The sequence below is a fragment of the Bacillus carboniphilus genome, from assembly GCF_020524035.2.
Classification (GTDB): Bacteria; Bacillota; Bacilli; order Bacillales; family JAIVKR01; genus Bacillus_CC.
On sequence record NZ_CP129013.1, the window covers coordinates 844913 to 861121 of the forward strand.

Genomic DNA, 16209 nt, shown 5'->3' on the forward strand with positions numbered 1-16209 from the left:
TATTTATAAAGTAATTAATAGAAAGAGTGGTAAACATGTCTTTTAATAAATGGTTAAGGGTGATTATTCCTGAAATTCAACTCATTGACTATGCTAAACAAAACGGGGTTGTAAGAAAGAATACTAAACATCCATTATCCACCTCTACAATACGACCATTAGGGCAAAAACAACAGGTAGCAACTAGTCCATCTTGTTCTGCTAACACGGGGACACAAGCGAACGCAATGAGTAACTCGTCTTGTTCCTCTAAAAGTGCTCTATCAGCAAGCCCATTATCAACAGGAAGTATAAAAGAAGCTGTTCATGATATAAAAAAAGAGTGTCCATCAAATGAGAACCAAAACTGATACGCAGGATGTAGATCATATATTTAGGAAAATAAGCCATTCTTTAAATACATCAATACATGATCAAGAAGACTTTATTAATGAATTAGTTTTAGCGTATAAACGAGCTTATTTAAACCAAAAAAAAGGTGTTCTACAAGATACAATTTTGCTAGCTGGTTCAGAAGGAAATGGAAAAGTATATAGCCTTTCCTTATTGATTAAAGAGCTTTATCAAAACAGGATTATCCCTTATGGAAAAGTGATTGAGATTGATCTTTCATCTTATAACGAACGTGAAATTAATACGAACTTTATGGCGGATTGTTCAGCAGCTTTTGAATTTGGAATTGGCACGGTTTGTTTTAAAGGGATTAACTATGCTAATAATCAAATTGTAAAATATATTACAAACCTTGTAAGTAAGGGTTATTTCCGAACGGAAGCTGGCGTCTTAATAGATGCAGAAGACTATTTTATTGTCTTTTGCCAAGATGAAGACGTTCTGACAAAAGAGGAAGCAATGAAAAAAGTACCGGAGCAATTGAAGTCTTACATAAATACTACGATTATCATTCAACCGTTATCGGAAGAGTCACTGGCTAAAGTTACTAGACGACTTTTATCGAAAATGAACAAAGAACTCCAATTAAAAGTAGATGTATCCATCTCCTTTAACGATGATGTCGTACAATACCTTTGTGCATATGCTCTTAAAGAAAAGACATATAGTACGGCGCTTCATCGTTTTATTGAAAATGATCTATTTAAAGCGTTAGTTGGTTTACGAGCAAGAAAGGAAATTCGTTCAGGAAATATGGTTCATCTTTTTATTGAAAATGATTCAATTGCCATACAGGCTAACAATATTCATCTTCCAGTATTAAAGCTTGCAACGAAAGAGAGCGAGTCTTTAGAAACTCTATTAGAACAATTACATCAATTAATCGGTTTAGAATCCGTCAAGTCATTTGTAGATGAATTGATTGATACGGCTAAAATTCAAAAAATGCGCAAAGATAAAGGTCAAAAGGATGTTCCTTTAACCTTACATATGGTTTTCTCAGGAAACCCTGGGACAGGTAAAACAACCATTGCAAGATTAATAAGTAAACTCCTGAAAGAAATCGGAATTTTATCAAAAGGACAATTAGTAGAAACAGCGAGGCAAGACTTAGTTGGTGAATATGTAGGCTCAACCGCGCCAAAAACAAACGCAAAAATTCATGAAGCAATAGGTGGGGTCTTGTTTATTGATGAAGCCTATACTTTGGCCCGTGATAAAAATGATTCTTTTGGACGTGAAGCGATTGATACCCTTGTGAAAGGAATGGAAGACTACCGGGATGATTTAGTCGTCATTTTAGCAGGCTATACGAATGAAATGGGAGGTTTCTTAAAAGTCAATCCAGGTTTAACCTCACGTTTTCCTTTTCAAGTTGAGTTTCCAGATTACACACCTCAAGAAATGGTTCAAATTTGTACATTAATAGCAGGACAACGCGACTATAAGATTGATGAGGACATAGAGCCAGAGCTTGTCGATTTATTTGAGAAAAAACAAATCCCAGGACGAAACGATAGCGGAAACGGAAGGCTCGTTAGAAATATATTAGATGAAGCTATAAGAAAACAATCTGCTCGATTAGTTGAACAAGCAGAAGAAGATGTCGATTTAAATTTACTTTTAAAAGAGGATTTCGGCATCGTGGAGGAAAGACCGTTTCAACTTGAACAAGAACTAAATCAAATTATTGGTTTAGATCATGTAAAAACGTTTATTCGCACGCTTGAAAAACAGATCCTGGTTAATAAAAGGCGAAAAGATGCTGGTATTGAAGTGAAAATAGAGCAAAATATTAATATGATATTTACGGGCAATCCTGGAACGGGAAAGACGACGATCGCACGTTTTGTTGCTCAAATGTTAAAAGAACTTGGTGTCATTAAACAAGGGCACTTAGTAGAGGTCGGTAGAACAGAACTTGTTTCAGGTTATGCTGGACAAACGGCTGAGAAAACAAAAGAAGTTGTCGAATCTGCTCTTGGTGGAGTCCTTTTTATTGATGAAGCTTATTCTTTAGTGAATAAAAGTTGTGGGGGAGCTGGGGAAGAAGCCATTAATGAGATTGTAAGGTTAGTAGAAATTCATAAAGATAACATTGTAGTTATTCTGGCTGGGTACTCATTAGAAATGGAAGACTTCTTAAAAGTAAATCCAGGCTTAGCTTCTCGTTTTCCATTGAAAATTGAGTTTCCAGATTACTCTGCGGGAGAGATGCTGCAAATAACAGAATTAATGGTTCAATCTCGAGGATTTACGATTTCTAAGGATATTTTACAACCATTAAAAGAACTTTTTGAGACGAAACAAATCGCTGGTAGAAAAGATATTGGAAATGGTCGTCTCGTTCGAAATATGCTTGAAGAAGCCATTAGAAATCAGGCAGTACGAATCGCCGATCAATTGGATATATCAGATGAAGAACTAACATTGTTAACAAAAACTGATTTCAATCTGAAAGAAGAAGTGAAACAAACGGCATTTGAAGAACTAGATAGAATTATTGGATTAACGAATGTAAAAGAGTTTGTCAAAAGCTTATCTGCTCAAATTGAAATGAACAATCGGAGAAAATTACTAGGTTTACCTGATATGGCAGGCCAAAGCTTGCATATGGTGTTCAAGGGGAACCCTGGAACGGGGAAAACAACTGTGGCACGTATTTTAGCTAAAAGATTAAAAGAGCTTAACGTGATTAAAACGGATAGGCTTGTGGAAACAGACCGCTCATCATTGGTTGCTGGTTTTGTTGGACAAACAGCGATAAAAACAAAAGAAGTGATTGAGAGTGCTTTAGGTGGTGTTCTCTTTATTGATGAAGCATACAGTCTATCCAGTGATTCATTTGGTAAAGAAGCGATTGATACACTCGTAAAAGCAATGGAAGATCATAAAGAAGAACTTGTCGTCATTGTTGCGGGTTATGATGAAGATATGGAGCAATTTTTAAGTATAAATCCAGGATTACGTTCACGCTTTCCGCATATCTTGACCTTTAATGATTATTCGCCTGAAGAGTTATTACAAATAAGTTGCCTTATATTTAAAAATAAAGGTTATCAAACATCTGAATCAGCTGAAAAAACATTACTAAAGTTATTTGAGGAATCTACTGCTAACGGAAATGGACGTTATTCGAGGAACATTTGTGAAAAAGCAATTCGTGAACATGCCATGCACTACGCCAAAAATATCGATGCCACATATGAAGAACTAACGACCATTGATGCCGTTCACATTTCCAACTCGAAAGGAGAGAGTGCACATGTTTAGGATGATCCTTTTTGTTCCTTTTCTATTACTCTATATTTTGTTCTTTTTAGTGCTTTTATTTAGTCCATTTATGTCTTTAGCAGATATTATAGCGGTAATTGAACATGAAGCACCTAAAGAAAATTACTATTTTGCCCTGTTATTTGTCATCAGCCTGATTTTATATCTATCAATGCGAGTCTCTCTCTTTCGAAAGATTTATTTGAAGATGCCTGTTTTATGGCCACTTAGTCAAATGGTCTTTATTATGCTTGTCGGGTTATCATTTGGATTGTTTTTTATGAACCTATGGGCAGAAAATGCGATTATTTCAAAAACGATCGCAATTAGTTTAACAGTTATCAGCATTTTGCTTGTACGCGTATTTATGTCTTATTGGTATAAGAAATATCCGATTAGTGTCAAAATGTTCAAATAGGAAGGAGTGATCTCAATGAGAAATCAAAAAGAAAAACAACAAAGTGAATTAAATAAAATGGATGATATAGAGACAATAAATAACAAAGTTAATCATGATTCTGAAGAGATACCTCTAGATGAAAATGAAGAAGAGACACTCTTTTTAGGAGAAAGTAAGTTTCGAACAGGATTCGGTTTGTTATCCATTGTATTTCTTGTTATCACGATATTAACAACAACGACATTAACAGAAGAAGAAGCACTTGCAGAGATTAAGAATCGAAGCAGTGAATCTATTACGTCTAGCTTTAAATTAACGGCAGAGACAAAAGTACAATTGGAGTCGCAAGATTTTGAGGTTACTGATTTTGAAGGAAATGGCACAGCTAGAATGCTCATTTGGGATTTCACCGGTCATTCAGGAAATGAAGTTCAAATATTAGTAGATGGTCAAGTAATTAGAGATGTCCATATTTTAAATGATAATGTCGCTGCTTATTCCGTACCCGTCCCTAGTGTAGTGACGATTCGAGGGCTGGATAGCACAACTGAAACACCCATTCAATATGCAGTCAAATTCCCAGATAGAAAGCAAACACTGTTTAACGTAGTGCCTATAGAAGGGACGAATCAGTACACGCTAGTACCGAGGTTTTAAGTGGATTCAGGGAGAGAGAAGAAGAAATCTCTCTCCCTACTTCATACCATAAGGCACATATTGATTGAAATCCATCTGATATTCTTTTATTTCTTTTATTAAATTCTCCTCATATTTGACTATACTCACTCCATAAAAATGGTACTTTCCTCCTTTCGAGCGACATTTAAACTCCCATTCATATATTCCAACATCCAAAGTTGAATCATAAAACTCAGAGGAAATTCCCCAGTACTCAATTTGGTCTCCATTTTCAATCCAATCTGTTAGCCAACTATGAACTTGTCCTTTGTTATTGTAAATGGGGCCAAAACATTCCATTACTACACATTGTTCATGCAGACTGTGAAGTACTTGGTCAATATTGTTGGTCTGCCAACCTTTGTATTCGTGCGATTCAAATTTCATGAGCTAATCAAAAAGAATAAATTCCCTAAAAAGATTCAAGTTTTAATGAAATGTATAACCATATATGTTTAATATATACTCAAAAAAAGTATATCTTGGTGAAGTAAGCCATTATAATAGAAATATAAGATTTTATTTTCATATTTTGTAAAGACATTGGAGAAATTAATAGAAGGGGAGAGGTACTATGCGCGAAGTTGTCATTGTGGAAGGGGTTAGAACACCCGTCGGGAAGAGAAATGGTTTGTTAAAAGATATACGTCCTGATGATCTTGCGGCAAAGGTGTTAAAAGAAGTTGTAGTACGATCTGGGATAGATGCAGGTATTGTTGATGATGTTATTTTAGGTTGCGTTACTCAGTCAGGAGAACAAGCTGGGGACATTGCGAGAATAGCTTCTTTAATAGCAGGGTTTCCAATAGCTGTCCCTGGAACAACGATTGACCGACAATGTGGTTCAAGTCAGCAGGCCGTTCATTTCGCAGCCCAAGCCATTTTGGCAGGAGACATGGATGTTGTCATTGCTGGAGGGGTAGAAAGTATGTCAAGAGTACCAATAGGATCAAACTATCAAAATGCTGTTCCTTTCAGCTCAAAATTAAAAGAACGTTATGAGATCATCCATCAAGGACTGTCAGCAGAAAGAATTGCAGAGAAATATGAAATTACTCGTAGAGAGCTAGACGATTATTCGGCTGAAAGTCATCGACGCGCTTTAAAAGCTCAATCAAAAGGTTATTTTAAAAATGAAATCATGCCACTTGAAGTCACACTCGAAAACGAACAAACAATAGTAATAACTGAAGATTCCGGTCCAAGAGAAGGAACATCACCAGAAGTCCTTGCAGGGTTAAAAACGGTTTTTAAAGATGATGGTGTCATTCATGCTGGTAACTCAAGTCAAATCAGTGATGGCGCTGCCGTTCTTTTGTTAATGAGCCGTGAAAAAGCCGAAGAATTGGGATTAAAATCTCGATTTAAAGTACATACAAGAGTCGTTGTCGGATCGGATCCAACGATGATGCTAACAGGACCTATTCCAGCTACAGAAAAAGTATTGAGAAAAGCGGGATTAACCATTGAGGATATCGATGTTTTTGAAGTCAATGAAGCATTTGCACCTGTTCCGATGGCTTGGATAAAAGAAACAGGAGCTGATCCAAAAAAATTAAATCCTAATGGGGGAGCGATCGCCTTAGGACATCCACTTGGGGCGAGTGGGGCTCGCCTTATGATTACGATGATGAATGAGTTAGAAAGGTCTGGAGGACGTTTTGGTCTGCAGACGATGTGTGAAGGACATGGAATGGCCAACGCCACAATTATTGAACGTATAAGTTGAATGAAGTTCAACAAAAAGCACTGATCAATTTGGTCAGTGCTTTTTGATAAGGAGTTACCTTCTGTAAATGTTCACGATGTGCTCTACCTTTCTAGATTGTAACCACATCTGGTAGGTTCCCCCATTTAAAATATAAATATGTATATAATTGGGGTGTTTAATTAAATAAATTCAGTTTAGCTAATTCTTTGACGAGTGTATCGTAATTTTAAAACCAACTTTTGTTTGATTAAAGATCCAATAAAAACACTACTGTAAACGATCAGGTGGTTCAATATTGTGTTGTTTTTTTGCTATCTCAGAAAAAATATCTTGACTCGTTGATTCTTCAGAAGTAGATCTTTTCTTTGTAGTTGGAGTTAATCCTTGAGTTATTTTTTGTAGTTTCTGTTCCAATAATTGAATGTCTCTTTTGGTAGCCGGCTGGTACTCTAATTTTAACTCAACACCAACCTGTCCATTTGGTTCCAGTGTGGCCCATTTGACGTTATCAATAGCTGTTACGTTTTGTTGACGTAATTTCATCTCTAATTGATCAACTGTAAAGCGCATTTTTTTCAAGTTCTTTTCATTGATATTTCCATTCTCAATGATAATTTTAGATTTTCCCGTAATGAATTGTTCCATTTTATCTGATTTTACTTGAACATATTCCATGACGATGAGCGTAATAACAAGCATGGTTCCTACGGAAAGTGTAGTCCAAATATTCTTCCCGGCAAGAGGTTGGATTAGTAAAGACCCTATTCCAATCATAATGACAGTCTGTGCAAGTGTCATTTGGGAGATGGATTTCCTCCCAGCTATCCTTAATAATAATGTTCCCCCCACAACTATTAATATTGATTTCCATATCCAATCGAGATCCATATAAAACCATCTCCATTCCACTTATTGTGCCATTATATTTTTATCCAAATTATTCAATTTCATTAATAAATACCTGCTACCAAAAATAATACATTGCTAATAATCAGCATCCATAATACAAGAGGACTATTGATTTTCATTAAGCATTCACCCCACTTCATTTTTAATTTTTTTGTTAGTTTGTAGGATATATTTGTATTTATTCTTTAATGTTGTTTTGAATTATTAGTGATATTTATAAATATATAAATATTAACATTTACATAACGAGAAAGTGAAGTATCAGCTTATCTTTTTTTAGAGAAGTGAGGGTCCTATTCTCGCCAAAATAAAATAGAAGAAGCATTGCGAGAAATGGGTGCAATCTTTATTTTAGACTATATATCTAATGAGAAATTACGCAGTCGTGTTCAAAGAGAGTTAAATAAGAGAGAAGCCATGAATGTCGAGGAAAATCCCTTACATACATAAAAAACAACATATATAAGGAAATAGATTTGAAAAATATAGGAGAACTTTTGTCTCTCCAGTATCTCTTATGATAAATAAAAGAGAATCACATTCAGTTAGGAGCTACTCAAATATAATTCATATTACTTTACATTTATCAATTAGTACTATATAGTACTAATATGAACACAAATAAAACGAACAAACAACATGTAATTGAAGTAGCAGCTAATTTGTTTTTTTTAAGGGGTTATCACTTAACAAGCATGGATGAAGTAGTCAAAGAAAGCGGGGTTTCAAAGTCAAATATATATTATCACTATAAAACGAAAGAAGAGCTTGCCATTGGAGTTTTAAAATGGAGAATTTCCTTTCTTGATCAAAGTATTTATGAAATAGAATCAAATCAAGAATCGAACGTTCAAGAAAAAATTAGGTCCCTTTATCAACTGTTTAAAGATAAAAATGGAAAAGAAGGAGGTTGCCCCTTTATCACGTTATATTTACAAGCTGCTCAGCAGTCTAGTGTAATCAATCATACCGTTAAAGAATTCTTCGAAAATCTTTTTCCCAGCATTGAAAACATCATAACTAATGGAAAAGAAATGAAAAAAAGAGAAAATCAAAAGTTAGCTAGTTTTGTCTTATCTTCTCTAGAAGGTGCTTTACTTTTATCAGAGATTACATCTAATACACAGCATCTAGATTATTCATTGGAACAAGTTTTAAAATCAATCTAAATTTTTTTGCTTATAATTAGTACTATTCAGTACTAATATGAAAAGGAGTGGTTTTATAATGAATCATTTAATTATCTATGCTCACCCAAGTAACGAAAGCTTTTGTCATGCCATTAAAAAAACTTCTAAGAATACACTTACAGCTCAAGGTCATGATGTAAAGGTTCGAAATCTTTATGAGTTAAACTTCAATCCTGTTTTAAGTCCAGAAGATTTGAATTCATTTAAAAGTGGGGGAGAGCTTCCTACTGATATTCAACAAGAACAGGAGCATATTAGGTGGGCCGATGTGATTATGTTTATTTATCCGATCTGGTGGACGGGATTACCTGCTATCATAAAAGGGTATATTGATCGCTCCTTCTCGTATGGATTTGCCTACGCACCAGATGGAGGCAGAAGAGACTCTAGTTATTTATAAGGAGTGATTCAGTGAAAGAAATTGATTTGGAATATATGGTTCTTGGTGAGGGGAAACTATCTGGTGTTTGAATTAGGTATTGGTGACTCCTTCTATTATTGGTGGTCCTTTATTCAAAAACTGAAAAATAATTTTACAATCATGCTGTACCATAGAGCTGAATATGGAACTAACTTACGCGAATATGGATTTGAAGCAGCTGCTAGTTCATTGAACGAAGCGAAATTGATTGAGGAGCAACTGAGTTCAAGCGCTTATACGTAAATACCTACCTATTCAGCAGGAGAATTCGATAAGGTTCTCAGCTTGAATAGTCATATTACTTTCAATAGACTTGTGTGACTATATTGTAGGCGTAGTTAACGTTGTCTACTCATTGTTAGTACTTACAGTTTGCCAATTAGTACTTCAAAAACATAAATTGCTTCATCCTTCTTAATGGTAGGGTAAAGTATCGTTACGGATTACAGAAGAATGAGGAAATTCAAGGAAAAATAGTTCCTCGGTTAATCTGCTCAAGTACCTGTTGATTGAATCAGGCTATTCTTTAATAGCGCTACTTGAGACATTGACTCTCTTTGATACAAAGAAATTTACAAAGAGATAAACAAATAAAATGCCAATTGAAAGATAGTATATATTAGCTGTAGAAGTATGAATGAACCGACCGATATATAGGATAAAAAATTGTACATATAATATAACCAAAACAAACTTTAAGAAAGATTTATTCATTTGGGATTTAGAAATAGGATAAAGTAATACACTTTGTTTAATTTCATGTTGTAGAGGAATAATTTGAAATCCAGTGGCAAATATAATTAGAAGAGTAAAAATCCAACCACTTGTTGGAATTGCAAAATTAACAAATATTCCAATCACAGTGAGTCTTAAATAAAGATAGAAGTAATCATTATAGCGTACAAATAAGTGTGAGTATAAATATAAGAATGTACTACTCTGACTATATGAGATGCACCTTTTGACAATCATAGTGAGAATACGCCTATTACGAAAAGAATGTTTCAGATGAGGGACATCGATGAATTATTAATAAATTTATAGTTTCTTAATAAGGCACTTTCTTCTTCAGATATTAGCCAGTCCCAATTCACGGTTCTTTTTTTTCCTATAAAAAAAATTAAAAAGGAGTAACATAAACTCATTAGGATAAGCTCAAATATCCAGTCACTTTTAAACACAAAATAACACATTAAATATGTTGAAAAAACCCTAATTAACCTATGGAAAACGAATTGTAGGATGCTAGTATAGTTTCATGGACACACCTTAGTTAAGCTTTCTAATTATTGACTATAATAAAAAACGAAAGGATGTGTCCTTGATGGGTAACCAAGGTGTTAATAAAAAATTCAATGAAGACTTCAAAAAAACGGTGGTTAATCTTTATCATTCTGGCAACTCAGTAAGCAATCTAAGTAGCGAATATGGCGTGTCTGAAGTAACGATTTATAAATGGATTAAACGATTCTCTCCAATCGATTTAGAAGATGGTTCGACCGTTACGACGGACGATTTAATCCAATTAAAAAAACAAATGCGCCGCCTTCAGGAGGAGAATGAAATATTAAAAAAGGCTATGGCCATATTCGCGAAAAAGTAAGTAAAACTGAGTTAGCCGCTACGATTGAAAAGTATAAAGATCAACACCCTATACAAGCACTGTGTGAAGTCTTAGATATTCCAAGAAGTACGTATTATCAATCACTACATGAAACAGAGTCTAATCGTGATCGTGAGAACAAGGAACTAACCAAAGAAATGATAGAAATTCATACAGATAGTAAAAAACGGTACGGAGCACCCAAAATTCATATGGAACTCGAAAAGAAAGGATTTTCCGTGAGTCTAAAAAGAGTTCAAAGGCTAATGAAAAAAGTTGGAATCCGCTCCATTATACAAAGGAAATATCGCCCTTATACTAGTCAGCACCAAGTAACAGAACAAGGAAACTTATTAAACCGAGACTTTACCACCACAACGATTAATGAAAAATGGGTGGGAGATATTACGTATATCCATACGATTAAAGATGGTTGGGCTACTTAGCTTCAGTGATGGATTTACATTCTAAGAAAATCATAGGTTATGCCTTTTCAAAAACGATGACGACAGACCTAGTGATAAAAGCACTGAATCATGCGTATGAAACGCAATCTCCTAAAAAGGAGGCTCATCTTTCATTCGGATTTAGGCTCTCAATATACAAGTGAAGAATTTGCAGAATCCATCCGTTCCAAGGGGATCAAACATTCATTTAGCCGTAAAGGTTGCCCATATGATAATGCTTGTATTGAATCATTTCACGCCATTTTGAAAAAAGAAGAAGTCCATCAAGTTAAATACCTGAACTATCAATCGGCTAACATGGCTTTATTTCAATATATTGAAGGCTGGTACAATCGAAAAAGAATCCATGGAAGTATCGGGTATCGAACTCCACAAGAAGTAGAAGACAGCATTCGGGCATGCGCATAGCGACTCTCTAACATGTGTGAATCAAGCTTTATAGGGAGTAGCGGGCATGATAGCCTCCTTTGGCGATGCCGATGTCGGAGCATCTGGTTTCTCGGCAACAGAATCATGCCCGCGGAGGGACCCTGTCAAGCGTCAAAATAAAACAAGTTTTCTTCGAGCATAGGTATTAAAGTGAACTAACTTTTTTGTGTCCGAAAATTTGACTCAGATCCAGTACTTGGTTCTCTAACCATTGTTCAGTCCACTTCATTAGAATATTATAAAATGCAATTCCTAATATAAAAATAAATATAAGAAGATTTATATTAGTTGTTTGTAAAAATTGTGATATAAAGATGATAATTAGACTAAGCAATTTAATAGCATCAATAACAAAGCTATATACAAGTGAACTAATAAAATACGACTTTAAATTCCATTCTAATGGTAATAAAAAGACTATATCTGCCCTTTTAATAAATGTACGAACTTTTGTAGGTAATAAAATTAAAGTAATAATTAGTGATAAGATTACTTCAACAGGTATTTGAGGAGGTATCCATTGAAGAAATAAATTAAAATAATAAATAAAGACACCAGTAATGATCAGAAAAAAATAAATAATATTCGCACCAATGATTGAATAGTATCCGTACATCTTTCTATAAAATTCTTGAACCCTTGAAGTCCATAAAGTTTTTACATCCATTAATACACCCATACTTTATGTAAAATTATGATTGAATCACAGTATCGTTCCGCTGTAGCGAGAATATGTGTTGACATCAATATGGCAGCCCCGTTTGCTTTTGCCTTTTCCATCATTTCTAGCAATGAATTGATGGCAAGCGGATCCAATCCAACAAATGGTTCGTCAATGATATAGAGTGGAGGATCAATTAAAAACGCACACATAATCATCATTTTTTGCTTCATCCCTTTTGAAAAATGTGCTGGAAACCACTTTAATTTTTTCTCCATTCTAAATTCCTTTAATAAAGGTTGAAGCCGTTCTTCAAAAGTTTCTTTTGTTAATCCGTAGGCCATTGCTGTTAGTTCAAGATGCTCATATAATGTTAACTCGTCATATAGGATAGGAGTTTCAGGAATAAAACTAAACTGCGAACGATAAGCCTTTAAATCCTTCGGAAATGTTTTCCCGTTGATTGAAATAAAACCTTTATGCGCTTCCATTAATCCAATAATATGTTTAATGGTTGTACTTTTCCCTGCCCCATTTAATCCAATCAATCCAACAATTTGACCAGCATCGACTTCAAATGAAATATTCTTTAATACCGGATTCCGAGAATATCCACCTGCTAATTGATCTACTTTTAATAGAGTCATATTTGTGGAACTCCTTTTTCTTTTTATTTTATCAGAATTATATATTTTTTCCAAATTTCAGAATATTTATTTGGATAAAGAATGAAAAAATGACAATATAAATAGTGAGGATGGGGGGACTTGTCAAAACGAAAACCTTATTTAAAGTGTCCTAGACAACTATTTCTACTAATAGAACCTTTTACATTTAAAGGTGTTTATTATATAATGATTGGTTTTTGGTTATTAATGCTTCATGCCTGTACAGTTAAATGAACTATGGAACCCACGATTTTTTACTTTTACGAATGACAACGCTTAGTTACTAGCTAAGATTTTTGCATATACTTTATAAATAAGTAAGGTTTGAGTAACAAATGAGAAAGTCCTTCTTGTTACAATCTGAATTGTAAGATCAATTCAATAGCAGGAGAGAAGGATGTGGAAGAAATGAATATGTTAGAGACCTTTGTAGTCATATTGAATTTTGGCGTCTTAATGTGGGTGTTTACTAGTAGAATCATAAATCGATGGAAAGTCACAGCTTTAATAGTATCTTTCATGGTTACTTTTATTCACATGATGGTAGCTGCTAGGTGGCAAATGATCTTTATTTACTTTATACCTGTAGTGACTACTTTGTACATGGTTTATCGAAAGAACAAGTCAAACAAGCGAAAAAAATGGAATTTTCTTTTGGGGACTAGTCTCGTTATTATTTACGGACTTTTTTCAATTGTACTTCCATCAATATTACCTATGTTTACATTTCCTCATCCTACAGGGACCTATCAAGTTGGGACAACGACTTTTCATCTTCAAGATGAAAACCACGAACTGATGATGCAAGTGTGGTACCCATCAGATAAAGTAACCCATTATATTAATAGTCCTTATATTAGGGATGTACCTGAAGTAACTGCACAACTCTCCAATATGCTCGGTTTACCTAGCTTTACTTTAAAACATTTAGGTGATATTCCAACTCACTCTTACTTAGATGCGCCATTGTCCAAAGGTCAACCCTCTTATCCTGTCCTATTATTTTCTCATGGACTTGGCGGGGTACGTAACCAAAATACATTTCAAGTAGAAGAACTCGCAAGTCATGGGTATATTGTTGTTGGATTTGACCATCCTACGTATGCAGCGGCAACAGTTTTTTCGGATGGAGTCGTCATTAATAACCAACACCCTAGTTTACTAGAGGCTGGAACACAAGAACTAGATACTCATATGACTAATTGGGCATCAAATAGCACATTTGTGTTAGATCAACTTGAACAATTAAATGAAAGCTCTATATTTAAAAATACAATGGATTTAAACCAAATTGGTATGTTCGGGCATTCTTATGGAGGAGCTACGGCTACTTACATGCTTATTCACGATGAGAGGATCAAAGCAGCCATTAATATGGACGGTGGCACGTTCGGTTTAGAAGAATGGCCATCTAACTTAAAAAAACCGCTACTGCTCATGGCTGCTGACTCTTCATTGGATAAGGTGCCTTTTTATCAAGCGCTGGAAGAAACAACGGATAAAGAAGTATTAGAAAGGACAGGGCAAACAAAGGAGTGGCACAAAAACAAACTGGAAGAAGCTTTTACACGTAGAGAGCGAATGTTAGAAACAGGTGCTGAATCTATGGTGCTACCTAATACTTCTCATCTTAGCTTTTCCGATCTGCCTTTATATGCTCCTTTTCTTTTGACACCAGAGGGCAATCCAAAAGAAGGATATAAAATCATCAATGAAGCTTGTCTTCTTTTCTTTGATAAACATCTTAAATGAGTTTATACTTTCCTTATATTTGATAAATAAGGAAGTTGATAAAATGGGGAAACGGATCTTACTTATTGAGGATGATTTGCATATTAGTAAGATGGTAGTGGATTTTTTAACAAAGGAAGGCTATATTGTCGTTTGTGCTTACGATGGGGAATTAGCTGTTGAAATGATGAAAAAGGATGCTTTCGATTTACTCATTTTAGACTTGATGCTACCTAATATGGATGGGATAGATTGTTTAAAAATCATTCGGATGGATAGTTTAGTCCCCATTATGATTCTCTCAGCTAAAGATTCTGACATAGATAAGGCACTAGGACTTGGTTTTGGAGCAGATGACTATTTGGCCAAACCTTTTTCGTTGACAGAGCTTTTAGCTCGGGTGAAAGCTTTAATACGTCGTGCTTCTTATAAGACTAAAGAAAACGTGGACTCTATAAAGTTAGATGGGATTGAGATTTTACCAAACTCCTATTCCGTTATTAAGAATAATCAAACAATCCAATTAACGTTAAAAGAATTTCAAATTTTGAATATGCTAGCGACCAATCGAAATAAGATTTTCACTAAAGAAGAGCTTTATCGACGTGTATGGAAGGAAGCTTATTATGAAGATGCTAACATAATTAATGTCCATATTAGCAGATTAAGAGAGAAGATTGAAGAGGATCCTTCTTCTCCTAAACATGTAAAAACCATTTGGGGCATTGGATATAGATGGGGAGACCCACATGATTGAATCTATCCTGATGACCATCATCCTGCTATTAATTATGTACATTTTTTATTCAAAAACTCGCCATTCCAAGGAATTGCGCGCAGTAGCAAAGAAACTAGACAATTTAATGGATCATCCTACTCCTATATTGTTTCACTCTACAAACAATTCTTCTTTACAAGTTCTACTTGTTGAAATAAACCGACTGCTTCGAAATAAACAGAAAAATAAGATAGCGTATAAACAAAAAGAAATGAGCATGAGAAAAATGTTAACCAACATATCACATGATTTACGAACACCACTTACAGTTGTACTAGGTCTCTCAGAATCTATACTTCACCGGCCAGACATGGACCTAAATGAAAGAACTAGGTCCTCCATAAAGCTTATTCATAACAAGTCAGAGGAAATTGTCCATCTGATCAATCGTTTTTTTGAATTAGTTCGTTTGGAATCGGATGATCAAGAGATTTCTTTAGAGAAGATAAACATTTCAGAAGTTTGTAAGAGGAGCGTTCTAACTTTCTATCAGCAAGTTGAATCTAGAGGATTAACCATGGCGTTAGAGTTATTGGATCAACCTGTATATGGTTTAGCAAATGAAGAAGCACTTATTAGAGTTTTGGAGAACTTAATGTCCAATGCCATTCGACATGGATACGAAGGGAAAGTCATTGGAATGACTCTGCGAGAGGAAAATCAATATGTCTCCATAGATGTTTGGGACCGGGGGAAAGGGATACAGGAACAGGAAAAAGAACGGGTATTTGAAAGGCTGCATATGGAAGACAAATTTGAAGCTTATCAGAAGAAGGGGAGTGGACTAGGTCTAAATATTGTTCATCAACTTGTGAAAAAAATGCAAGGAAACATACGGATTAACAGTGTCCCATATGAAAAAACAACCATCACTGTAAAGTTACTGCGAGTTTAGGG

The 16209-nt window shown here is 34.8% G+C and carries 16 protein-coding genes and 4 pseudogenes; 14 read left to right on the plus strand and 6 right to left on the minus strand.

What is annotated here, in order from left to right:
* The first annotated feature begins 35 nt into the window (after window positions 1-35).
* Genes LC087_RS04280 through LC087_RS04295 form a run of 4 tightly spaced genes read left to right on the plus strand, consistent with a single transcriptional unit; the run spans window position 36 to window position 4723 of the window.
* Window positions 36-350: a hypothetical protein gene (locus LC087_RS04280; protein ID WP_306020111.1), complete on the plus strand. Its 315-nt coding sequence runs from the start codon at window positions 36-38 to the stop codon at window positions 348-350.
* Window positions 334-3666: an AAA family ATPase gene (locus tag LC087_RS04285; protein WP_306020113.1), complete on the plus strand. Its 3333-nt coding sequence runs from the start codon at window positions 334-336 to the stop codon at window positions 3664-3666. The genes LC087_RS04280 and LC087_RS04285 overlap by 17 nt, the downstream gene beginning before the upstream one ends.
* A complete protein-coding gene (locus LC087_RS04290; RefSeq protein ID WP_226539523.1) occupies window positions 3659-4084 on the plus strand; it encodes a hypothetical protein in 426 nt (141 codons plus the stop codon). Before LC087_RS04285 ends, LC087_RS04290 begins: the two co-directional genes overlap by 8 nt.
* A gap of 15 nt (window positions 4085-4099) precedes the next feature.
* A complete protein-coding gene (locus tag LC087_RS04295) occupies window positions 4100-4723 on the plus strand; it encodes a hypothetical protein (protein ID WP_226539522.1) in 624 nt (207 codons plus the stop codon).
* A gap of 36 nt (window positions 4724-4759) precedes the next feature.
* Here the strand turns inward: LC087_RS04295 and LC087_RS04300 are convergent, their stop codons facing one another.
* The gene (locus LC087_RS04300) at window positions 4760-5131 is read right to left on the minus strand and encodes a nuclear transport factor 2-like protein (RefSeq protein ID WP_226539521.1); all 372 of its coding nucleotides are present in this window, start codon (window positions 5129-5131) and stop codon (window positions 4760-4762) included.
* Between the two features lie 187 nt (window positions 5132-5318).
* Here LC087_RS04300 and LC087_RS04305 point away from each other — a divergent pair, with 187 nt between their 5' ends.
* Window positions 5319-6473, plus strand: coding sequence for a thiolase family protein (locus LC087_RS04305; protein WP_226539520.1), 1155 nt, complete (start codon window positions 5319-5321; stop codon window positions 6471-6473).
* A gap of 249 nt (window positions 6474-6722) precedes the next feature.
* Here the strand turns inward: LC087_RS04305 and LC087_RS04310 are convergent, their stop codons facing one another.
* Window positions 6723-7343 (minus strand): DUF421 domain-containing protein, encoded by a 621-nt coding sequence (locus LC087_RS04310; protein ID WP_226539519.1) that lies wholly within the window; start codon window positions 7341-7343, stop codon window positions 6723-6725.
* Between the two features lie 267 nt (window positions 7344-7610).
* On the opposite strand from LC087_RS04310, the pseudogene LC087_RS04315 reads away from it, so the two are divergent.
* The 4 genes and pseudogenes from LC087_RS04315 to LC087_RS04330 all read left to right on the plus strand — a co-directional run.
* A pseudogene (locus LC087_RS04315) lies at window positions 7611-7787 on the plus strand (Tn3 family transposase); the annotation flags it as partial.
* A gap of 188 nt (window positions 7788-7975) precedes the next feature.
* On the plus strand, window positions 7976-8533 hold the full coding sequence (locus tag LC087_RS04320; protein ID WP_226539518.1) for a TetR/AcrR family transcriptional regulator: 558 nt from the start codon (window positions 7976-7978) through the stop codon (window positions 8531-8533).
* A gap of 58 nt (window positions 8534-8591) precedes the next feature.
* Window positions 8592-8918: pseudogene (locus LC087_RS04325) on the plus strand (NAD(P)H-dependent oxidoreductase); the annotation flags it as partial.
* Window positions 8919-9017: 99 nt separating this feature from the next.
* Window positions 9018-9218 (plus strand): hypothetical protein, encoded by a 201-nt coding sequence (locus tag LC087_RS04330; protein ID WP_226539516.1) that lies wholly within the window; start codon window positions 9018-9020, stop codon window positions 9216-9218.
* A 276-nt stretch (window positions 9219-9494) separates the two neighbouring features.
* Here the strand turns inward: LC087_RS04330 and LC087_RS19580 are convergent, their stop codons facing one another.
* Together LC087_RS19580 and LC087_RS19585 are read right to left on the minus strand one after the other, a co-directional pair.
* Window positions 9495-9998: an ABC transporter permease gene (locus tag LC087_RS19580; protein ID WP_371932678.1), complete on the minus strand. Its 504-nt coding sequence runs from the start codon at window positions 9996-9998 to the stop codon at window positions 9495-9497.
* Window positions 9980-10219, minus strand: a complete 240-nt coding sequence (locus LC087_RS19585) for an ABC transporter permease (protein ID WP_371932679.1) — start codon at window positions 10217-10219, stop codon at window positions 9980-9982. The genes LC087_RS19580 and LC087_RS19585 overlap by 19 nt, the downstream gene beginning before the upstream one ends.
* An 80-nt stretch (window positions 10220-10299) precedes the next feature.
* On the opposite strand from LC087_RS19585, the pseudogene LC087_RS04335 reads away from it, so the two are divergent.
* Window positions 10300-11453 (plus strand): annotated as a pseudogene (locus tag LC087_RS04335) (IS3 family transposase).
* A 166-nt stretch (window positions 11454-11619) separates the two neighbouring features.
* Here LC087_RS04335 and LC087_RS04340 read toward each other — a convergent pair.
* Window positions 11620-12141, minus strand: coding sequence for an ABC transporter permease (locus LC087_RS04340; RefSeq protein ID WP_226543287.1), 522 nt, complete (start codon window positions 12139-12141; stop codon window positions 11620-11622).
* Between the two features lie 17 nt (window positions 12142-12158).
* Window positions 12159-12782 (minus strand): annotated as a pseudogene (locus tag LC087_RS04345) (ABC transporter ATP-binding protein); the annotation flags it as partial.
* Window positions 12783-12902: 120 nt separating this feature from the next.
* Here LC087_RS04345 and LC087_RS04350 point away from each other — a divergent pair.
* The 4 genes from LC087_RS04350 (at window position 12903) to LC087_RS04365 (ending at window position 16207) form a co-directional block, all read left to right on the plus strand.
* Window positions 12903-13037: a hypothetical protein gene (locus tag LC087_RS04350; protein ID WP_264190034.1), complete on the plus strand. Its 135-nt coding sequence runs from the start codon at window positions 12903-12905 to the stop codon at window positions 13035-13037.
* 174 nt (window positions 13038-13211) lie between these two features.
* The gene (locus LC087_RS04355) at window positions 13212-14555 is read left to right on the plus strand and encodes an alpha/beta hydrolase family protein (protein WP_226543306.1); all 1344 of its coding nucleotides are present in this window, start codon (window positions 13212-13214) and stop codon (window positions 14553-14555) included.
* A gap of 43 nt (window positions 14556-14598) precedes the next feature.
* Window positions 14599-15291 carry a response regulator transcription factor gene (locus LC087_RS04360; RefSeq protein ID WP_226543289.1) on the plus strand — a complete coding sequence of 231 codons (693 nt, stop codon included), beginning with the start codon at window positions 14599-14601 and terminating at the stop codon, window positions 15289-15291.
* Complete coding sequence (locus tag LC087_RS04365) at window positions 15284-16207, plus strand: sensor histidine kinase (protein ID WP_226543291.1); 924 nt, start codon at window positions 15284-15286, stop codon at window positions 16205-16207. The genes LC087_RS04360 and LC087_RS04365 overlap by 8 nt, the downstream gene beginning before the upstream one ends.
* Window positions 16208-16209 lie beyond the last annotated feature (2 nt).

Bases quoted from the DNA above. Each gene is read 5' to 3' on its own strand.
- LC087_RS04280 (WP_306020111.1), top strand. From the start codon at position 36: ATGTCTTTTAATAAATGGTTAAGGGTGATTATTCCTGAAATTCAACTC.
- LC087_RS04285 (WP_306020113.1), top strand. From the start codon at position 334: ATGAGAACCAAAACTGATACGCAGGATGTAGATCATATATTTAGGAAA.
- LC087_RS04290 (WP_226539523.1), top strand. From the start codon at position 3,659: ATGTTTAGGATGATCCTTTTTGTTCCTTTTCTATTACTCTATATTTTG.
- LC087_RS04295 (WP_226539522.1), top strand. From the start codon at position 4,100: ATGAGAAATCAAAAAGAAAAACAACAAAGTGAATTAAATAAAATGGAT.
- LC087_RS04300 (WP_226539521.1), bottom strand. From the start codon at position 5,131: ATGAAATTTGAATCGCACGAATACAAAGGTTGGCAGACCAACAATATT.
- LC087_RS04305 (WP_226539520.1), top strand. From the start codon at position 5,319: ATGCGCGAAGTTGTCATTGTGGAAGGGGTTAGAACACCCGTCGGGAAG.
- LC087_RS04310 (WP_226539519.1), bottom strand. From the start codon at position 7,343: ATGGATCTCGATTGGATATGGAAATCAATATTAATAGTTGTGGGGGGA.
- LC087_RS04320 (WP_226539518.1), top strand. From the start codon at position 7,976: ATGAACACAAATAAAACGAACAAACAACATGTAATTGAAGTAGCAGCT.
- LC087_RS04340 (WP_226543287.1), bottom strand. From the start codon at position 12,141: ATGGATGTAAAAACTTTATGGACTTCAAGGGTTCAAGAATTTTATAGA.
- LC087_RS04355 (WP_226543306.1), top strand. From the start codon at position 13,212: ATGAATATGTTAGAGACCTTTGTAGTCATATTGAATTTTGGCGTCTTA.
- LC087_RS04360 (WP_226543289.1), top strand. From the start codon at position 14,599: ATGGGGAAACGGATCTTACTTATTGAGGATGATTTGCATATTAGTAAG.
- LC087_RS04365 (WP_226543291.1), top strand. From the start codon at position 15,284: ATGATTGAATCTATCCTGATGACCATCATCCTGCTATTAATTATGTAC.